The following is an 18,340-nucleotide window of genomic DNA, read 5'->3' as shown; positions in this document are numbered from 1 at the left end:
TATGACGAAGGCGGGAGAATCGGTGTCGGCGAGCACGAAGGGCAAGAAGTCGGGCGCGGACGAGGTCATCCTCGGACCCACCGGACGCCCGTATCAGGGGTTCCCCACCCCGAAGCCGCTCGATGGACACGGTCCCGCCCGCATCATCGCGCTGTGCAACCAGAAGGGCGGCGTCGGCAAGACGACGACCACCATCAACCTGGCCGCCTCGCTGGCCGGTTACGGGCGGCGCGTCCTGGCCATCGACTTCGACCCGCAGGGTGCGCTGTCGGCGGGACTCGGCATCCAGACGCACGACGTCCCCACCATCTACGACCTGCTGCTCGACACCAAGCGCGACCCGCACGAGGTCATCCTGCACACGCGGGTCGAGGGTCTCGACGTGATCCCGGCCAACATCGACCTGTCGGCGGCCGAGGTGCACCTGGTCAACGAGGTCGCCCGCGAGACGATCCTCGCGCGCGTGCTGCGCAAGGTCGCAGCGGATTACGACGTCATCCTGGTCGACTGCCAGCCGTCGCTCGGGCTGCTCACCGTCAACGCGCTCACCGCGGCGCACGGCGTGCTCATCCCGCTCGAGTGCGAGTTCTTCGCGCTGCGCGGTGTCGCGCTGCTGGTCGAGACGATCGACAAGGTCCGCGACCGCCTCAACCCCGCGATCGAGCTCGACGGTGTTCTCGCCACGATGTACGACCCCCGCACGCTGCACTCGCGCGAGGTGCTCGAGCGCGTGGTCGAGGCGTTCGGCGACGATGTGCTCGAGACGGTCATCGGTCGCACGGTCAAGTTCCCGGATGCCTCGGTGTCGGGCATGCCGATCACGGAGTTCGCGCCCGAGCACGCCGCCGCCCAGGCCTACCTGCGGCTGGCGCGGGAGCTGGTCGCCCGTGGCGCCGTCGCCTGACGACACCCTCGCCGACGCCGCGGTCGCGGCGTCCCGCTCCACGGACCTGCGCGACGCCGACGGGGTCGGCCCTGCGGCATCCGACATCCCTGTCCCCGTCGACGCAACCGGCGCCGACGCTCCCGGCTTCCGCGTCTCGCTCCCCGATTTCGACGGGCCCTTCGACCTGCTGCTCACCCTCATCTCGCGCGCCGAGCTCGACGTCACCGAGGTCGCGCTCAGCCGTGTCACCGACGAGTTCATCTCGTACCTGCGGGCGATGGGCCCCGACGGCGATCTGGACGAGGCGTCCGAGTTCCTGGTGGTGGCGGCGACCCTGCTGGACATGAAGATCGCGGGTCTTCTGCCGCAGGGAGAACTGGTGGATGCCGAGTCGGTGGCGCTGCTCGAAGCCCGCGACCTGCTGTTCGCCCGGCTGCTGCAGTACCGCGCCTTCAAAGAGGTGTCGGCGTGGTTCGCGCGGTGCCTGCAGCGCGAGGGCACCCGTCACACGCGCTCCGTCCGCCTGGAGCAGAAGTACCGCAGCGCGGTGCCGGAGCTGACGTGGACGCTGTCGGCCGAGGACTTCGCCGCGCTGGCGGTGGTGGCCTTCGCCCCGAAGCACATCCCCACCGTGGGTCTCGACCACCTGCACGCCCCCCTCGTGAGCATCCGCGAGCAGGCGGCGATCGTGGTCACCCTGCTGCGCGCGGCGGGGACGCTGAGCTTCCGCGATCTGGTGGCCGGCGTCAGTGAGACGGGGGTCGTGGTCGCGCGCTTCCTGTCGATCCTCGAGCTGTACCGTCACGCCGCGCTGTCGTTCGAGCAGCTCGAACCCCTCGGCGAGCTGACCCTGCGCTGGGCCGCCGAGCGGTGGTCCGATGAGAACCTCGCCGCCCTGGGAGCCGACTATGACCGCTGACCCGACGACCGCCGACCGCGACACCACCGTGGACACCGCCGCCGCGACGGCGCCGGCCCCCGCCCCACGACCGACCGACGCGGCGTCCGTCGCCCGCCGCCTCGAGGCCATCCTGCTCGTCGTCGACGAACCGCAGAGCCTGGTGAGCCTCGCGGCCGCGGTCGCCGCCCCGGTACCCGCGGTGCGCCAGGCCGTCGCGGCCCTCGTGGCCGACTACGACGGCGAAACGGGCGGCCCCCGGCGCGGCTTCGAGCTGCGCGAGGTCGGCGGCGGGTGGCGGCTCTACGTCCGCGAGGAGTACGACGACGTCGTCGGCGAGTTCGTGAACACCCAGGCCCCCTCGCGATTGTCGCAGGCGGCGCTCGAGACCCTGGCGGTCATCGCGTACAAGCAGCCCGTCACGCGCGGGCAGGTGGCATCCATCCGTGCCGTCAACGTCGACTCGGTCGTGCGCACGCTGCTCGCCCGCGGGCTGATCACCGAGGTCTTCACCGACCCCGACACGGGCGCCATCCACTACGGGACCACCGACCAGCTGCTGGTCCACCTCGGCATCAACTCGCTCGACGAGCTGCCGCACATCTCGCCGTTGCTCGACGACGGCTCGGACGGATTCGACGGAGAGGTACTGAAATGAGCGAAGCGGATGCCGAGGGCGTGCGCCTGCAGAAGGTGCTCGCGAACGCGGGCGTGGCCTCGCGCCGCGTCTCGGAGCAGATGATCGTCGAGGGGCGCGTGCGCGTGAACGGCGTCGTCGTGACCGAGCTGGGGTCGCGCATCGACCCCGAGGTCGACCTGGTCGACGTGGACGGCACGGCGATCCAGCTTGACTCCTCGAAGCGCTACGTCATGCTGAACAAGCCGACGGGCGTCGTCAGCTCGATGAACGACGACCGCGGGCGCCCCGACCTGCGCCGCTACACGAAGGACTGGGACGAGCGCCTGTTCAACGTCGGACGATTGGATGCCGACACCTCGGGCCTTCTCGTGCTCACCAACGACGGCGACCTCGCCCACGTCCTGGCGCACCCGTCGTTCGGGGTGACCAAGGTCTACATCGCCAAGGTCGAGGGGCAGGTGCTGCCGCAGACCATCCAGCGGCTCCTCAAGGGCGTCGACCTCGAGGACGGGCGCATCGCCGCCGACAAGGCGCGTCTGCTCGATGCGTCCCGGGGCGAGAGCCTGGTCGAACTGACGCTTCACTCGGGCAAGAACCGCATCGTGCGACGAATGATGGCCGAGGTGGGTCACCCCGTCGTCGAGCTGGTGCGCCGCCAGTTCGGACCCCTCCACCTGGGAACACTCCCTGCGGGCAAGGCGCGCGAGTTGACTACAGTAGAACGCGGCGCCCTTCTCACGCTGTCGCGAACCGACGACAGCGCTCCGACCGATCCGGCGGAGTGAGCCTCGCGGGCGTGCCTGGACGCGTCCCGCGCCGGGCAGGGCAGCAGGAGACCCGATGAGCGAACCGAACGCACCGTCCGCGCGCGCGGCCGGGCCTCTGGCGACCCGCACGAGCGGTACGGTGCGCGTCGTCGGGTCGGGTCTGCTCGGTGCGAGCATCGGCCACGCGCTCACCGCGCGCGGCGTCGACGTCGTCCTCGTCGACGCGTCGCCCTCGCAGTTGCGTCTGGCCATCGACTACGGCGCCGGCCGCGCCGAGCGCGCCGACGACGCCCCCGGGCTGATCGTCGTGGCGGTTCCGCCCGACGTGACGGCCGACGTCGTCGAGCGCGAGCTCGCGGCGTTCCCGGATGCCGTTGTCACCGACGTCGCGAGCGTCAAGCTCGAGCCGCTGCGCACCCTCCGTGCGCGCGGCGTCGACCTGCGCCACTACATCGGTTCGCACCCCATGGCCGGACGCGAGCGCGGGGGAGCCATCTCGGCCCGCGCCGACATCTTCGTGGGCCGCCCCTGGGTGGTCTGCCGGGATGCCGAGACCTCGGCCCACGACCTGTCCCTCGTCGAGGGGCTCGCGCTCGACCTCGGGGCGACGCTCATCGAGATGACCCCCGAAGAGCACGACGAGTCCGTCGCCCTCATGTCGCACGTGCCGCAGCTGGTGGCGAGCCTCCTGGCGGGCCGCTTCGTCACGGCCCCCGACGGGTCGCTGCGACTCGCGGGGCAGGGCGTTCGCGACACCACCCGCATCGCGGCATCCGCTCCCGAACTGTGGGTGCAGATCCTGGGTGCCAACGCCGGTCCCGTCGTCGAGGTGCTCGACGACCTCGCCGCCGACCTCACGCAGGTGGCGGCGGCGCTGCGCGCGCCCGAGGCGCCCGGCGCGCGCCGGGCGGTCGCCGACACGATCCGCCGGGGCAACGAGGGCGTCGAGCGCCTGCCCGGCAAGCACGGTCAGAACCGTCGCTTCGACAGCTTCGTCGTCATGGTCGACGACACCTCCGGCCAGCTGGGCCGCCTCTTCGGCGAGCTCGGAGACCTCGACGTCAACGTCGAAGACCTGCGCCTCGAGCACTCGCCCGGAGCCCCGTTCGGCCTCGCCGAGATCAGCGTCGTCCCCGACGCGGTCCGCCGGGCCGTCGACGGGCTCCAGCAGCGCGGATGGCGGATTGCGAGCACCACCCATGACTGACTCTCCCACCCCGGCCCTGACCAAGCCCGCGTTCGGCGCGGCGCTGGCGACCCCCGCCGAGGGCTCGGCACCCGCGGGGGCGGCATCCGTCCCCCTGGTCGTGGCGATCGACGGCCCCGCCGGCAGCGGAAAATCGAGCGTCTCGCGCGCCGCAGCCGAGCGACTGGGCTACGGCTTCCTCGACACCGGTGCCGCCTACCGCGCCCTCGCGTGGCACGCGCTCGCCCACGGCGTCGACACCTCGGACGCCACCGCGGTGCTCGAGGTGTTCGGCGACTTCGACTACGCGATCTCGCTCGACACCACCGACCGCTGGGTGCGGGTCGGCGGGGTCGACGTGACCGCCGCGATCCGCGAACCCCGCGTGACCGACGCCGTCAGCGGCGTCGCGCGCGTCGCCCCCGTGCGGCACGCGGTGACCGAGCTGTTCCGGCGGCTCGTGGCATCCGCGGGTCTGCCGGGGGTCGTCGTCGAGGGTCGTGACATCACCACGGTCGTGTTCCCCGACGCGCCCGTACGCATCCTGCTCACCGCGGCGCCCGAGGTGCGCGCCGCACGCCGCAGCGCCGAACTGACCGATCAGGACGCCGCCAAGGTGGCCGCCGCGCTGCACCAGCGCGACGCGGCCGATTCCACGGTCGTCGACTTCCTCACCGCCGCTGACGGCGTCGAGGTCGTCGATTCGACCCACCTCGATTTCGCACAGACCGTCGACGCCGTGTTGCGCGTCGTCGAGACCACGATGGGAGCCCGCGATGGGCGTTGAAGACGAGTACGAAGGCGGGCCCGACCAGCTCGCCGAGAAGATGCAGAACCTCGACGAGGTCCTGGCCGAGCAGCGGGCAGAGGCCCTTCGCGCGGGCCTGGCCGACTTCGACCTCGACGAGGACGATGCCGCGCTGCTCGCGGGGCTGGCCTCGGGCGACGGCGAGATCGAGTTCCTGCCGGCGCTGCCGGTGGTCGCGATCGTCGGCCGACCGAACGTCGGCAAGTCCGCGCTGGTGAACCGCATCCTCGGCCGCCGCGAGGCCGTCGTCGAGGACACCCCCGGCGTCACGCGCGACCGCGTCACCTACAAGGCCGAGTGGCTCGACCGCCGCTTCTCGCTGGTCGACACCGGCGGGTGGGAGCCCGATGCGAAGGGCATCGACCGTTCGGTCGCGGCGCAGGCCGAGGTCGCGATCGACCTGGCCGACATCGTGCTGTTCGTGGTGGATGCCACCGTGGGGGCGACCTCGACCGACGAGCACGTCGTCAAGCTGCTGCGCAAGAGCAACAAGCCGGTGTTCCTCGTCGCCAACAAGGTCGACGACGCGCGCCAGGAGCCCGAGGCCACGGCCCTGTGGAACCTCGGCCTGGGCGAGCCGCACCCCGTCTCGGCCATCCACGGCCGCGGTGTGGCCGACCTGCTCGACGAGATCATGAAGGTGCTGCCCGAGGTCTCGGCGGTCGCCAAGTACGAGATCGGCGGCCCCCGCCGCGTCGCGATCCTCGGTCGCCCCAACGTCGGCAAGTCCTCGCTGTTGAACAAGGCCGCCGGCGAAGAGCGCGTCGTCGTCAACGAGCTCGCGGGCACCACCCGCGACCCGGTGGATGAGGTCGTCGAGCTCGGCGGCAAGCTCTGGACGCTCGTCGACACCGCCGGCATCCGTCGCCGCGTGCACCTCTCGCAGGGAGCGGACTTCTACGCGTCGCTGCGCACCTCGACCGCTCTCGAGAAGAGCGAGGTCGCGGTCGTCGTCCTCGACGTCTCGCAGCCGATCAGCGTGCAGGACCTCAACATCATCGACCTGGTGCTCGAGTCCGGCCGTGCGCTCGTCCTGGCGTTCAACAAGTGGGACCGCCTCAACGACGACGACATGGAGAACCAGGACCGTCGCCGCTACCTCGAGCGCGAGATCGAGCAGGACCTGGCGCACGTCGCGTGGGCTCCCCGTGTGAACATCTCGGCCCGCACGGGCCGTCACCTCGACAAGCTCGTCCCGGCGCTCGAGACGGCGCTGGAGTCGTGGGACACCCGCATCCCGACCGGCAAGTTCAACGCGTTCCTGTCGGAGCTGGTCGCCGAGCACCCGCACCCCCTGCGCGGCGGAAAGCAGCCCCGCATCCTGTTCGGGACGCAGGCGGCGACGCGTCCGCCGACCTTCGTGCTCTTCACGACCGGGTTCCTCGACCCGGGGTACCGTCGGTTCATCCAGCGGCGCCTGCGCGAGATCTACGGCTTCGAGGGCACCCCGATCGTGCTCAACATGCGCATCCGCGAGAAGCGCCAGCGCTGAGCCCGGTTCGCGTACTCGGGCGTTCGCGTGTGTTCGGCGCCGCCCGCTCGCCGAGACTGCACGTGGCTGACAAGTCGGCGACATCCTGCGGCCGAGTTGTCAGCCGGATGCAGTCTCGCGGCTTGGGGCGGGCGGGTGGGCGGGCGGGCGCGGGCGCGGGGACAAGGGCGAGCGGAGGGACGCCGGGACTCGATACGGTGCACGGGCGACGGTGGATGCCGTGGCATCCATCAACCGTTCGGGAGACGCCATGACGCGTACCGCTCCGCCGCTGGACCAGCCGTACTACGGGGCGCCCCTCGGGGCGGCGGTCCGTCGCTTCTTCGTCAAGTACGCCACCTTCAGCGGACGCGCGAGTCGGAGCGAATACTGGTGGTGGGTGCTGACCGGTGCCGTCGTGGGAGCGGTGCTGAACGCCTTCCCGACGCTGACCGACGGCATCCGCATCGAGGCCGACGGGTCGATGACGGTGACCGGTCCTCACGGCATCGTGCTCGGCCTCGTCTGGGTGGTGTGGGCGGTGGGGACGTTCCTTCCCACCCTCGCCGTGCTCGTCCGACGGTTGCACGACGCCAACCGCAGCGGTTTCTGGGTCCTCGTCGGTGTGTTCCCGCTCGTGGGCGCGATCGTCCTGTTCGTGCTGACGGTGCTCGGTCCGCGACCCGAGGGTGTCCGTTTCGATCGCTGAGTGACGTGCGATGACGCGGCCGTTCCCACGGAGTCGATAGGGTGCATTCGCGACGACGACCCGTCGATACGCACACTCGCCGCTATGCAGGAGACCGACATGACCAACGTCCGGAGCGCCGTGCCGCTCGATCAGCCGTACTACGGAGCGCCGCTGGGCGCCGCCGTCCAGCGCTTCTTCAAGAAGTACGCGACCTTCCGGGGCCGCGCCAGCCGCAGCGAATTCTGGTGGTGGGTGCTGGTGAACGTCGTCGTCGCGGCCGTGCTGAGCGGTCTGGCGCTCGCCACCAGCGGCCCGACCGTCGACGAGCTCGGTCAGCCGGTCGGCCCCTCGGGGCTCGGCCTGGTCTTCTACCTGCTCTACCTCGCGTGGACCCTGGCGACGATCGTTCCCGGGATCGCGCTCGTCGTGCGCCGCCTGCACGACTCGAACAAGAGCGGTTTCTGGCTGCTCATCGTGTTCGTGCCGGTCGTCGGTCCGATCATCCTGCTGGTGTTCGAGCTGCTGCCGTCCGACCCGGCCGGCGCGCGCTTCGACGCCTGACGACGTTCCGGACGCCCCGGTCCCGCTCGCGCGGGGTCGGGGCGTTCGTGCGTTCTGACGCTCCTCGGCCGCGCGGCGGATGCCCCGCGAGACGCGCCGATGCTGCGCGGCGCCGTATGACGCCCGGCGGAGCCCGCCCGCCTCGACTGTGCCAGGCTGGACGGGATGACGATCGAGCCCCCCGCCCCCGGTGAGCCGCGCCGCCCGCACGGTCCGCGCGACCCCGGCGATGCCTGGGTGGTCGCGCCCACGGGCGAGAAGTACTGGGGTCGTTTCGGTGCCGCGGGACTGCTCGCGCTCGACGCCGACCGCGGGGTGCTGCTGCAGCACCGCGTCGCGTGGAGCCACTTCGGCAACACCTGGGCCCTGCCCGGCGGGGCCCGGCACCAGGGCGAGTCCGCGCGCGACGGAGCGTTGAGGGAGTCGGGTGAAGAGGCGGGAGTGCCGGTGGATGCCGTGCGCGCCCGGTTCGAGAGCGTCCTCGACCTGGGCGTCTGGTCGTACTCGACCCTCGTCGCCGATGTGACCACGCCGTTCGAGCCGGTGATCAGCGACCCCGAGAGCGTCGCTCTCGAGTGGGTCGCCGTCGATCGTGTCGACGAGCTGCCGCTGCACCCCGGCTTCGCCGCGTCGTGGCCGGCGCTCCGCGCGGCGCTGGCGACGCGACCGGCGATCGTGGTCGACGTCGCGAATGTGATGGGCGCCGTGCCCGACGGGTGGTGGAAGGACCGCGCGGGAGCCGCCGGGCGCCTGCTCGCCCGGCTGTCGACCCTGTCTCAGCGGGGGATGGATGCCGACGCCCTCGGCCTGTCGGCCACGTTCTGGTTTCCGTCGCTCCTCGCCGTGCTCGAGGGGCAGGCGCGATCGGCGGCTTCGGCGGTGGCCGGCGTCGAGGTGCGCGAGGCGGCGGGTGAGGGCGACGACGAGATCGTCGCGGTCGCGCGGGAACTCGTCGCAGCGCACGACCCGGTGGTGGTCGTGACCAGCGATCGCGGGCTCGCGGAACGCGTCGAAGCGCTGGGCGCGAGCGTGCGCGGGGCGCGCTGGCTGCTCGATCAGCTCGACTGACGCTCGGGCGGCGGTGCTGCCGGGCTGCGGGTGCTGCCGGGCGCGGGTGCTGCCGGGTGCGGTGCTGCCGGGCGTGGGTGCACGGTGAGGGACCGGCGGTGCATAACCTCCGCGATGTGCGCAAAGTCGGTCGGATCGGGCGGGATGCCGCTGAGGTTGTGCGCATCGCGGAGTTTGTGTGCGGCGCGGCCGGTTTCGGGTGGTGGCGCGCGGGGTCGGGCGGCGGGTTCGGTGGTGCGCGCGGCGGGGTCGGTGGTGCGTAACCTCCGCGATGTGCGCAAAGTCAGTCGGATCAGGCGGGATGCCGCTGAGGTTATGCACATCGCGGAGTTTGTGTGCGGCGCGGCCTGCCTCGCGCGGATGCGGCCGGACCACGGCCGCTGCGGGTTCACCCCCGCAGACGACTGCCCGCGGGCTTACCCGAGCTCGCGGCCGCGGAGCTTCTCGATGTCGCGGCGGTCCCGTTTGGTGGGGCGTCCCGCGCCGCGGTCGCGGACGGGGACGAAGGGCATGCTCTCGCGCGACGGCGGCGGGGGAGTGCGGTCGTCGAGGGCTTCGGCGACGAGGGCCGCGCCGACGCGCTTGGCGATCGTCTTCTTGACGACGAGGATGCGGTCGAAGCCCTGGATTCGCACGCGCAGCTCGTCGCCGGGGCGCACGGGTTGGGCGGCCTTGGCGCGGTCGCCGTTGACGCGGACGTGTCCGGCGCGGCAGGCCGTGGTCGCCGCGGAGCGGGTCTTGTAGACGCGTACCGCCCAGAGCCACGCGTCGACGCGGGTGGTGGTGGCATCCGTCATGGGGTCCTCCTGGGGCGAACCTCCATCGTAGATCGGGGTGTCACTCGCGGAGGGAGAGGGCGACCAGAGCGCGATCGGGTTTCGGGCGGTCGACGACCTCGAAACCGGCGTCCTCGAAGACGGCGACCGTGCCGCGGAACAGCTGATTGGCCGGCTTCGACGTCACCGTCGGGTCGAGGGGGTAGCCCTCGACCACGCGCGCTCCGGCGTCGCGGGCGAACGAGACCGCGGCATCGAGGAGGGACCGCGTGAGCCCGGTGCCGCGGTGCTGCTTTCGCACGACGAAGCACGACACGGCCCATACGTCGGGGTCGTCGAGCGGTTCGGCGGTGGCGGTCATGACGTCGCGCGTGCGGGCGAGGCGGGGTTGCGATGGGCGGGGACCGACGCGCACCCACCCGGCGGGCTCGCCGTCGACGTAGGCGATCAGGCCGGGGGCTCGGTCGCCCTGCGTCTCGGCCCGGAAACGCTCCGTCAGATCGGCACGCGACTCGTCGTTGAACTGGGCGTTGGTCAGCAGCCACCACTGGCACTGGCATCCCGGCCCGTCGCCGCTGTCGAGCGCCATCTCGGCATCGTCGAAGCGCTCACCGGTGGCGGGCAGGATCTCGATCGTCATGGTGGCGACCGTAGCGAGGGGCTCCGACATCGACAAGGGGTCGCGCCACACGCCCGGGGTGGGCACTGGTTCGCGGCGGTGCCGGGGAGGGGCTAATATAGGGGAGTTGCCTGCTCGCAGGGAACGGGATGTGGCGCAGCTTGGTAGCGCACTTGACTGGGGGTCAAGGGGTCGCAGGTTCAAATCCTGTCATCCCGACGGAATGCGAAAGCCCCGGCGGATCGAAAGATCTGCCGGGGCTTTCGTCTTGCCCGGCGAGGTATGCAGCTATGCAGGGCTCTCGACCATCAGCCCACCATTCTCCGGAGAGGTCACGTCAGGGTTGAGTCCGACCGTTGCTGAGTGCACCAGCTCGACGTGCGGCTTTCGACACTCCCGGGTTGCGAAGCGCGTACGGTCGGCGGCGATGTCAGTGACACAGAGGGCCGACACTCCGCAATCATCTGTCCACCCGAGACGCGCCCGTCACCACGGCCTAGCTGTGCGGTCTCGGACTCGACGGTGTTGCGAGGCTGCTTTTCGTATCCCGTACAATTTCGAAGGCGGAACCCGATCCGCCCGTGAAGAAGAGGATGAGCGCGGTGCCGTTTCGCAGCAAGGATTTGTTGGAAGCCTGGCTCGACGAGTTCACCGCGAGCGGGGCCGGCGGCGGCGGTGTCGCCTATGTCGCTGACCAGGAACCGTTGAACGGCGCAGACAGTGGCCTGGTGATCTTCCCGCTGGCCAATGCGACGACGTCGGTGTACCTGGCGCCCGTGGCCGTCGGGGTGCCGGATTGGCGCGTCACGATCGAAGCTCAGCCCGAGGTGACCGAGCTTTCGCCGAGCGCGGTGTACGACCTCTGTCGCGAACTGTCGTACGCGGCGGATCTGTGCGCCTTCCTGCAGGTGAAGTCTGTTGCTCACATGGCCCAGCTCGCCGAGGACGCCTGAACCCTCTTACGCCGCGGACACTCCCGTGACGGCGGCACGATCCACACGCGATGCCTGCTCTTTGGCCGCGAGCGTCGCGTGGCGCATGAAGGCGGCGAAGTCTTCCTCGACCTTCGCGTCGAGCTGCTGGATGATGCCCCGGAACGTGTCTTGGAAGTGAGCCAGCTGCGACCACGGTTCTTTCTCGAGGTCGACCGCGAGGTGAATGTGGTTGACGCGGCGGTCATCTTCGTCGGCTTCGCGTCGGAGGATGCCGCGACGCACGAGGCGCTCGACCATCGTGGTGATCCCCGCCGACGTCACACCGAGGTGCCCGGCAAGCTCTGACGGCCGGACGCCCGGGTTCAGACGCACGTACGCGAGTGCCTTTGCGTCGAGTTCGTTCACACCGAGCTGCTTGCGCGCACGGGCTGCCGCCTCGTCTCGCTCCCAGCAGTACAGCGCCAGCGCTGCCATGAGGGGGGACGTCTCACCCGATTCTGCGTTCATCGACTCGCTCCAATGGTTTCGTGTGACGGATTCAGTGTACCTAAGGCTGTTAGGTTCTCGCGCTGATGATCACGTCAGCTGATGTTCAATCATCGTGACACTCAACTGAGTTACCTAACTGAGTTTATTATCTGCTACGTTGATCATCACCGGGCCAAGGTAGCTCGGATGAGAGGACGATCATGATGACCGACAACGCATTCGCCTGGGGCATGCCCGCTCGCCGTGTCACCTTCGTCCCCTCCGCGTCCGAAATCGCCCTTCGCCGGCTTCGGGTCGGGGTGTCCGTCGCGGCCGTCGTCGTCTCGGCCATCAGCGTCGGCGTCGTCGCCCCCCTCGTCTTTTAAGTAACTCGCCTTCTCCACAGTCAGGAGCCCTCATGGGACAGCTCTTCTACGGATCCGACCCACAGCCCATCGAGATGGACGACCGTCTGCTGCAATATCTGCAGGTGGTCCTCACCACGAAACTGCGTCGAGGCGAGTCCTTCACCATCACCTGGACCGACACCGCCTCGGAGCACAGCCGCACCACCCTGTGGATCCAGCCCGCGATCTCGATGCGATTCCAGTTCTCGTCCCCCGAGTCGCAGCGCCTGTCCGGCGGATACCTCCGTCAGCTCGCCGACAGCGCCGCCCTCTCATCCGGCCTCATGTTGAACGCCGCCACCTGGCAGCAGCAGGAAGACGCCCACCGCGTGCAACTCGCCGCGGCGGCGTGAAGGCTCCCGCGTTCACGGCCCACCCTCTCGAGGGTGGGCCGTTTCTCGATCATTCGACACTCTGGAGCGAAGAGCACCCCGATGCCGTTTCACAGTAAGCAGACACTCGAACACTGGGTGGCGGAGTTCGTCGCCGCCAGGGGAGCAGGCGAGGAAGTAAAGGTTGTGGTTCAGGATGGTCACGACGGTCAGGACACCGGTCTCGTGGTCATGCCGTTGGAGCATGCGCCGAACACGGTATGGATCGAACCGCGCGAATCCGGCGACGAACTCGCCTGGCACATCCTGATCGAGCCCTCGAGCGAAGCGCTCGACGTGACCAGCTTCGAACTCAACGCCCTGACTCACGAACTCCAGATCGCGGCCGAACTGTGCGCGTTCCTGCAGGAGAAGTCGTTAGGACACTTCGAACCTGACGGACCAGGAGCGCATCCGGAGACAACCACCGCCGAGTGAGGACGGGTTACGTCGCGTGGTCGCGCATCAGTCGCCCCTTTTGTGCCCGCGGCGGGCGCTCAGGCGGGGAGCGACCGCCCTGCGCCGAGATGCTCGGCGAGCGCGGTGTCCGTGGTCGTCTCTAAGAATCACGTGTCGGAAGAACGTGTCGATCGACGCCGAGGCCATGGCTGAAGCGAGGCGGAGCAGATCCGCACGCACATCCTTTGGCGTCTGTGGTGCGTCGAGGACGAGAAGTGCATCGGCGCGGTCTCTGACATCGGTCGCCGCTTGCCGTGGTGTTCAGGCCGCCGCGGTCCGCACCCGTCGCGGGCGCGAGCAATCACCGTGTTCTCCGCCGCCGCTGAGCGCACGAGAAGGGGCGGAATGACGCCGGGTGATGCGCTCACTCACCCAGGGCTGGTCGGGTGGTCGATATCGCGCTCATCGCGCAGCAAGACGATCTCGCATGACTCAGCACGCGCGCGACCTGGCTCGGCTGTCAGACGGCGCTAGACCGCCCGGTGTCGTAGATGTCCACGGCGTCGCTCTCGAATGTGTCGATCAGCTTCTCGACGCCAGCGTCGAGAAGCCACTCGACATCGACGCCATCCCGGCTCAGCCCGTCAAAATGCGTGTCCCACGCGAACGGGTACCAGAGGAGGCCGTGGGGGGTCGCGATGTCGGGGCCATAGCCATCGAAGATGCCGGGGAAGACAATCCCGGGCTTAGCCTGATACCCGCCCGAGGCGATGTTCAGGGCCGCGTTCGCGAGCCCGCTTGCAAGGAAAGTGTTCTCCTCGCGCCCAGTGACGAGCAGCTCGATGCCGATACGGTTGCCACTCTCGGACGTGAGCCCGTTGTCGAACTGGCTGAGGCCGATGGTGGCGTACGTACAGAGCCCGGCCTCAGGCAGCTCCGGGCGATAGCGGTGCCAGGCGTTGTGCGCGTCGAGGAACTCTGCGCGTGAGATGCCACGGTCCGCGGCCGAGACCTGGTGCTTCCGGACCTTCCACCCAGGTAGGTGCCCCATGTCCCATCCGGTCCGACGAGTCGGGGCGGCTGCTCGTCCGAATCCCGACAGCGGCGATGCGAAGGGCATTCATGCCGAGCTCCCTGCCAGCTGCAGACGGGCCCGATCCTGCATCTCCAGAAGCTTCGCTCTAGGGCGAGAGCGCGGGCTCATGCTCGATCACGCGTGCGACGAACGACCGAGCGCGTGATCCGCGAGGAACATCGCGCTCTTCAACGTCAGGCGTCGCTCCCTCCGCCGGAGAGCACGCGTGACATTCACGGTGTCTCGGCGCTCCACGGGAATTCCCTCGAGAATGGCACTCGCCCACTGGAGCGCAGCCCTGGGAGGCCGACCACTCTTGGGCACCTCACCGCCGAATACGGACTGCAATCGCGCACGCGGGTCTTCCCTGTCCCCGAAGATCTTCGCGGCCCACTCGCTCTGCATCTTTTTGCACCTCCGCGGCCGAACCTACGCCGATATGCTCCGCTCGTCCTCCGCCGCACGACGGATGTCGGCGCAAACCGGCTGCGTACCGTGAAGGCTCGCCCCGGAATATCGGCATCTTCGGCGGGGGTCCGTCTGGCAGCACGAGTTCGAAGAGTGTGGTGAGACTCGTTCGACCTGATCGGCTTCTCCGCCCGATAGCGAGGAACTCATTCGTGGGCGACGGCGAGCTTCGGGCCTCGCTCCGCTGGGCGCACAGGAAACCGGATGCGGCGGAAAAGGGCGAGCGGTTCGCGTCATGCATTCTCCGGTCTTCGTCGGTGGAGGTCTTGCTCGCTCGCGCCGGCGGTTCTGAACGCTGAGTGTCCGCTATGTTCCAATCGAACAGTTCTCTATGGGGGGATATATTTTGCGACGATCTCGCGCGCGTATCGCGCTTTTCGCCGGAGCGGCGATCCTGTTTTCTCTGCTGACGCCCGCGGTGGCGAATGCGGTCGATGACGTCCCGGAGGCCGCTCCCCTCGGGACGGGTGCGGTATCCATCAAGGGGCCGTCGTCGGAACTCCTGCCGGGCGTGACCGTGGAAATCCGTCAGGGCGACTGCGATGGCGCGGCGGTCTGGCTGACCACCACCACCGATCGGCCCGACGCCTACGGTGCGTTCGGTATCGGGCTCGAGCAGGGCTCTTACTGCATCAGGACGCTCTCGGTGCCGGCTCCGTACTCGGTGCCGGCCGACGTGACCTTCACGATGGAGGCGCGCCCGGCGAACTGGGTCACGGTGTGGGTACCCGGGCCGGTGATCGTCACGGGGGCTCTGGTCGCGAAGAACAGCAACGGCACGCCCATCAACGGTGTCACGGCGTACATCGCAGAGGGATCGTGCAGCCAGCCGGGCCGTGGGGTGTGGCAGAACACGACCGCCGCCAATCAGTGGGCCGAGGGGGGCTTCGGCGTCTCGCTCGCGACGGGTGTGCACTGCGTGTCGACGCTGTCGGTGCCGTCCGGTTATCAGACACCGGCGCCCTATCAGATCGATGTGACCGCTCCGTCTCCCTACTGGATCACCACGTGGGTACCGGGGACGGGACCCTCGACGGGGACACCCGAGCCGTACTACGCGAATTGCGCGGCCGTCCGCGCCGCGGGAGCCGCGCCGCTCTACCGAGGTCAGCCCGGCTACAGCAGCCACCTCGATCGGGACGGTGACGGAGTCGCCTGCGAGAAATGAACGGCTGAGCGGTTCGTGAAGAACGCCCCCGTCGATAGCGACGAGATCGCATCGACGGGGGCGTTCTTCCGTCCTTCGGGGGTGCGTCGGTGGAGGGGCCGTCCGGCGCCGGAAGCGGTCGCGCGCCGACCGATGCCCCCCGCCTCTCAGCTCACCGGCGCGGCGGCATCCGTCCGCTTCTGCAGGTACTCGCACAGCTGGCCGGTGGTGAGCAGTTCTTCGCCGAGCGCGATCAGGTGATCGCCCGGAAGGGGGAATTCGCCCGAGCGCTCGGTGAGCGCGGCGGTCCAGCGCCGTTCGCAGTCCACATTGAGGTAGATCGACGCGGGACCGTGGTTGAGGTGCACGGCCACGATGCCGGAGTCCACGTGGTCGAGGTCTTCCTGCGGCAGCACGTGGACGGTGGCGTGGGCGACGCGCGAGGTCTTCTCGTAGTCGGCCACCCAGTCGGTGATCTCGGCGAGCGTCGGGCGAGAGCTGCACGTCATGCGCCAAGGCTATACGCGTTACACCGCGGCGTCGCCGTCACGAGACAGTCCTACGGCGTGGGCGTCGGCGCGTATTCCGGACACAGGTGGATGCCGGAGAGCACCACGACCACGCTCGCCTCCTGCTGCGTGACCCCGCCGCCCTGCATCGAGTCGAACAGTTCTTTCGGGGTCAGGCCGTCGTCGAACCCCGCGCAGACGGCGTGCCCGAGATCGACCCAGACTTGCGTCGCCGACAGGTCGGTCTTGGGCAGCTGCTGACGCAGCGCCCGCACGTACGCGACCTCTTGCTCGTAGACCTGCTGCGCCCGCGCGTCGACGGTGGGCGTGGGTGACGCTTTCGGCGCCTGCCCGACGGGGATCGCGCCGCAGCCGCTCAACCCGGCGGCCAGCGCGACGGCGACGGCCACGGCGCCGATCTTCCTCATGGGGCGAGCGTACGCTGGGGCGTCGCTCGGCGCGAGGGTCTCCGTGGCCACGGTCAGAGCGCGGCGGCGATGGCCCGGCCCACGGTCCGCCCGGTGAACAGGCACAGCCCCAGGAACGTCCCCTCGAGCGCGTTGTACCCGTGCGCGCCTCCGCCGCCGAACCCCGCGGCCTCTCCCGCGGCGTACAGGCCGGGGATCGGCATCCCGGATCCATCCAGCGCGCGTCCGTCGAGGTCGGTCTGGATGCCGCCGAGCGTTTTGCGCGTGACGACCCACAGGCGCACGGCGATCAGCGGACCGTGCCGGGGGTCGAGCAGCGCGTGGGCGGGCACGGTGCGGAAGAGGCGATCGCCGCGGAAGCGACGGCTGTTCTGGATGCCGATAGTCTGCGCGTCCTTGGAGTAGGGGTTCACGACCTCGCGATCGCGCGCCACGATCTGCGCGCGGATCGCCTCCTCGTCGAGCAGGTCGTCGCCGGTGAGGTCATTCATGCCGCGCACGAGCTCGCCGAGGGTGTCTGCGACGACGAAGTCGGCCCCGTGCGCCTTGAAGTCCTCGACCGGACCCGGTGCGGCGCGGCCGAGCCGCGTCCTCAGCAGCAGGCCCAGGTCGCGATCGGTGATGTCGGGGTTCTGCTCCGACCCCGACAGGGCGAACTCCTTCTTCACGATGGTCTGATCGAGCACGAACCACGAATAGTCGTAGGCGGCGATGTCGGGCGTCGTGCGCAGGATCTTGAGCGTCCCGAGGGTGTCGTGGCCGGGCAGCCCCGGTGCGGGCAGGCGTCGGCCGCGCGCATCGAGCCACATCGACGAGGGACCGGGGAGGATCCGGATGCCGTGCCCCGGCCAGACGGGGTTCCAGTTCTGCAGCCCCTCGGTGTAGTGCCACATGCGGTCGCGATTGACCAGGCGCACGCCCTGGTCGGCGGCGATGTCGAGCATGCGCCCGTCCACGTGGGCGGGGACGCCCGTGACCATCTTCTGCGGGGGAGTGCCGAGCCGGTCCGGCCACCACCGCCGCACGCGCTCGTGGTCGCCGCCGATGCCCCCGGACGAGATGACGACGGCCTGCGCCGAGAGGGTGAAGGCGCCGACCTCCTCGCGCGAGGACGACACTCCGCGCGCCGCGTCGTCGGGCGCCAGGATCGTGCCGCGTACGCCGGTCACCGTGCCGCCCTCGACGACGAGTCCGTCGACGCGGTGACGGAACAGCAGGCGGACGGTGCCGGCATCCGCTGCTTCTCTGGCTCGATCGGCGAAGGGTTCCGAGATGCCCGTGCCGGTGCCCCACGGCACGTGGAACCGGGGGACCGAGTTGCCGTGCCCGCCCGCGGTGAACGAGCCGCGCTCGGCCCATCCGACGACGGGGGTGAAGCGCACGCCGTGCGCGCGCAACCAGGAGCGTTTGTCGCCGGCGGCGAACTCGACGTAGGCCCGACCCCACTTCTGCGCCCACTCGTCCTCGGGATGCGCGCCGTCGAGGCGGTCCCATCCCGCCGAGCCCTGCCAGTCCTGCCACGCGAGGTCGAGGGAGTCCTTCACGCCCAGGCGTCGCTGCATGGGGGAGTCGATGAGGAAGATGCCCCCGAACGACCAGAACGCCTGGCCGCCCAGGTTGGCGGCGTTCTCCTGCTCGACGATGACGACGCGCTTGCCCGCGCGCACCAGTTCGTTGCTCGCGACCAGGCCCGCGAGCCCGGCTCCGATGATGATGACGTCGGCGTCCATGTTCCCCCTCGGCGTCGAGTGCGACACCTCAC

At 69.8% G+C, this 18,340-nt stretch carries 22 protein-coding genes and 1 tRNA gene; 16 read left to right on the top strand and 7 right to left on the bottom strand.

Translation table 11 applies throughout. The features are described from left to right. The first annotated feature begins 1 nt into the window (after nt 1). From DC432_RS02890 to DC432_RS02845, 10 genes are all read left to right on the top strand, one after another. Nucleotides 2-904, top strand: coding sequence for a ParA family protein (locus DC432_RS02890; protein ID WP_243392996.1), 903 nt, complete (start codon nt 2-4; stop codon nt 902-904). Then, nucleotides 888-1,805, top strand: a complete 918-nt coding sequence (locus DC432_RS02885) for a segregation and condensation protein A (RefSeq protein WP_420196531.1) — start codon at nt 888-890, stop codon at nt 1,803-1,805. The genes DC432_RS02890 and DC432_RS02885 overlap by 17 nt, the downstream gene beginning before the upstream one ends. Continuing rightward, nucleotides 1,795-2,442: an SMC-Scp complex subunit ScpB gene (scpB, locus tag DC432_RS02880; RefSeq protein ID WP_243392995.1), complete on the top strand. Its 648-nt coding sequence runs from the start codon at nt 1,795-1,797 to the stop codon at nt 2,440-2,442. Before DC432_RS02885 ends, scpB begins: the two co-directional genes overlap by 11 nt. Continuing rightward, the gene (locus tag DC432_RS02875) at nt 2,439-3,209 is read left to right on the top strand and encodes a pseudouridine synthase (protein WP_116536597.1); all 771 of its coding nucleotides are present in this window, start codon (nt 2,439-2,441) and stop codon (nt 3,207-3,209) included. The genes scpB and DC432_RS02875 overlap by 4 nt, the downstream gene beginning before the upstream one ends. 55 nt (nt 3,210-3,264) lie before the next feature. Beyond that, nucleotides 3,265-4,398 (top strand): prephenate dehydrogenase, encoded by a 1,134-nt coding sequence (locus tag DC432_RS02870; RefSeq protein ID WP_116536596.1) that lies wholly within the window; start codon nt 3,265-3,267, stop codon nt 4,396-4,398. Next, on the top strand, nt 4,391-5,164 hold the full coding sequence (cmk, locus tag DC432_RS02865; RefSeq protein ID WP_116536595.1) for a (d)CMP kinase: 774 nt from the start codon (nt 4,391-4,393) through the stop codon (nt 5,162-5,164). The genes DC432_RS02870 and cmk overlap by 8 nt, the downstream gene beginning before the upstream one ends. Continuing rightward, on the top strand, nt 5,154-6,677 hold the full coding sequence (gene der / locus DC432_RS02860; RefSeq protein WP_108317773.1) for a ribosome biogenesis GTPase Der: 1,524 nt from the start codon (nt 5,154-5,156) through the stop codon (nt 6,675-6,677). Before cmk ends, der begins: the two co-directional genes overlap by 11 nt. 220 nt (nt 6,678-6,897) lie before the next feature. Further along, on the top strand, nt 6,898-7,365 hold the full coding sequence (locus tag DC432_RS02855; protein WP_243392994.1) for a DUF805 domain-containing protein: 468 nt from the start codon (nt 6,898-6,900) through the stop codon (nt 7,363-7,365). Nucleotides 7,366-7,464: 99 nt separating this feature from the next. Then, nucleotides 7,465-7,908, top strand: coding sequence for a DUF805 domain-containing protein (locus DC432_RS02850; protein ID WP_108320806.1), 444 nt, complete (start codon nt 7,465-7,467; stop codon nt 7,906-7,908). A 165-nt stretch (nt 7,909-8,073) separates the two neighbouring features. After that, nucleotides 8,074-8,976 (top strand): NUDIX domain-containing protein, encoded by a 903-nt coding sequence (locus tag DC432_RS02845; protein WP_116536594.1) that lies wholly within the window; start codon nt 8,074-8,076, stop codon nt 8,974-8,976. 416 nt (nt 8,977-9,392) lie between these two features. Here DC432_RS02845 and DC432_RS02840 read toward each other — a convergent pair whose 3' ends face one another. Together DC432_RS02840 and DC432_RS02835 are read right to left on the bottom strand one after the other, a co-directional pair. Then, a complete protein-coding gene (locus tag DC432_RS02840; RefSeq protein ID WP_116536593.1) occupies nt 9,393-9,773 on the bottom strand; it encodes an RNA-binding S4 domain-containing protein in 381 nt (126 codons plus the stop codon). A 40-nt stretch (nt 9,774-9,813) separates the two neighbouring features. Beyond that, the gene (locus tag DC432_RS02835; protein WP_165801166.1) at nt 9,814-10,392 is read right to left on the bottom strand and encodes a GNAT family N-acetyltransferase; all 579 of its coding nucleotides are present in this window, start codon (nt 10,390-10,392) and stop codon (nt 9,814-9,816) included. Nucleotides 10,393-10,516: 124 nt separating this feature from the next. Here DC432_RS02835 and DC432_RS02830 point away from each other — a divergent pair. Together DC432_RS02830 and DC432_RS02825 are read left to right on the top strand one after the other, a co-directional pair. Beyond that, a tRNA-Pro gene (locus DC432_RS02830) sits at nt 10,517-10,590 on the top strand. A 374-nt stretch (nt 10,591-10,964) separates the two neighbouring features. Beyond that, nucleotides 10,965-11,324 carry a hypothetical protein gene (locus DC432_RS02825; RefSeq protein ID WP_133177872.1) on the top strand — a complete coding sequence of 120 codons (360 nt, stop codon included), beginning with the start codon at nt 10,965-10,967 and terminating at the stop codon, nt 11,322-11,324. Between the two features lie 6 nt (nt 11,325-11,330). Here DC432_RS02825 and DC432_RS02820 read toward each other — a convergent pair whose 3' ends face one another. Continuing rightward, nucleotides 11,331-11,813: a MarR family winged helix-turn-helix transcriptional regulator gene (locus tag DC432_RS02820; RefSeq protein WP_108320015.1), complete on the bottom strand. Its 483-nt coding sequence runs from the start codon at nt 11,811-11,813 to the stop codon at nt 11,331-11,333. A gap of 185 nt (nt 11,814-11,998) precedes the next feature. On the opposite strand from DC432_RS02820, the gene DC432_RS16315 reads away from it, so the two are divergent. The 3 genes from DC432_RS16315 (at nt 11,999) to DC432_RS02810 (ending at nt 12,990) form a co-directional block, all read left to right on the top strand. Then, on the top strand, nt 11,999-12,160 hold the full coding sequence (locus DC432_RS16315) for a hypothetical protein (RefSeq protein WP_165801165.1): 162 nt from the start codon (nt 11,999-12,001) through the stop codon (nt 12,158-12,160). 32 nt (nt 12,161-12,192) lie between these two features. Beyond that, the gene (locus DC432_RS02815) at nt 12,193-12,534 is read left to right on the top strand and encodes a hypothetical protein (protein WP_207770730.1); all 342 of its coding nucleotides are present in this window, start codon (nt 12,193-12,195) and stop codon (nt 12,532-12,534) included. A gap of 117 nt (nt 12,535-12,651) precedes the next feature. Further along, nucleotides 12,652-12,990, top strand: a complete 339-nt coding sequence (locus tag DC432_RS02810) for a hypothetical protein (protein ID WP_243392993.1) — start codon at nt 12,652-12,654, stop codon at nt 12,988-12,990. A gap of 481 nt (nt 12,991-13,471) precedes the next feature. Here the strand turns inward: DC432_RS02810 and DC432_RS16830 are convergent, their stop codons facing one another. Continuing rightward, complete coding sequence (locus DC432_RS16830) at nt 13,472-14,071, bottom strand: GH-E family nuclease (protein WP_116536589.1); 600 nt, start codon at nt 14,069-14,071, stop codon at nt 13,472-13,474. A 934-nt stretch (nt 14,072-15,005) separates the two neighbouring features. Here DC432_RS16830 and DC432_RS16700 point away from each other — a divergent pair. Next, nucleotides 15,006-15,662 (top strand): excalibur calcium-binding domain-containing protein, encoded by a 657-nt coding sequence (locus DC432_RS16700; RefSeq protein ID WP_243392992.1) that lies wholly within the window; start codon nt 15,006-15,008, stop codon nt 15,660-15,662. Nucleotides 15,663-15,808: 146 nt separating this feature from the next. Here DC432_RS16700 and DC432_RS02790 read toward each other — a convergent pair whose 3' ends face one another. Genes DC432_RS02790 through DC432_RS02780 form a run of 3 tightly spaced genes read right to left on the bottom strand, consistent with a single transcriptional unit; the run spans nt 15,809 to nt 18,308 of the window. Then, entirely contained in the window at nt 15,809-16,150 is a 342-nt protein-coding gene (locus DC432_RS02790; protein WP_116536587.1) for a hypothetical protein, read from the bottom strand. A gap of 50 nt (nt 16,151-16,200) precedes the next feature. Beyond that, nucleotides 16,201-16,578, bottom strand: a complete 378-nt coding sequence (locus DC432_RS02785; protein ID WP_116536586.1) for a DUF732 domain-containing protein — start codon at nt 16,576-16,578, stop codon at nt 16,201-16,203. Nucleotides 16,579-16,631: 53 nt separating this feature from the next. Beyond that, the gene (locus tag DC432_RS02780; protein ID WP_116536585.1) at nt 16,632-18,308 is read right to left on the bottom strand and encodes an FAD-binding dehydrogenase; all 1,677 of its coding nucleotides are present in this window, start codon (nt 18,306-18,308) and stop codon (nt 16,632-16,634) included. Nucleotides 18,309-18,340 lie beyond the last annotated feature (32 nt).

This window comes from Microbacterium testaceum, assembly GCF_003075375.1.
GTDB classification, from domain to species: Bacteria; Actinomycetota; Actinomycetes; order Actinomycetales; family Microbacteriaceae; genus Microbacterium; species Microbacterium testaceum_E.
Note: the sequence above shows the minus strand (reverse complement) of the source record. Positions and strands in the feature narration are given on the sequence as shown.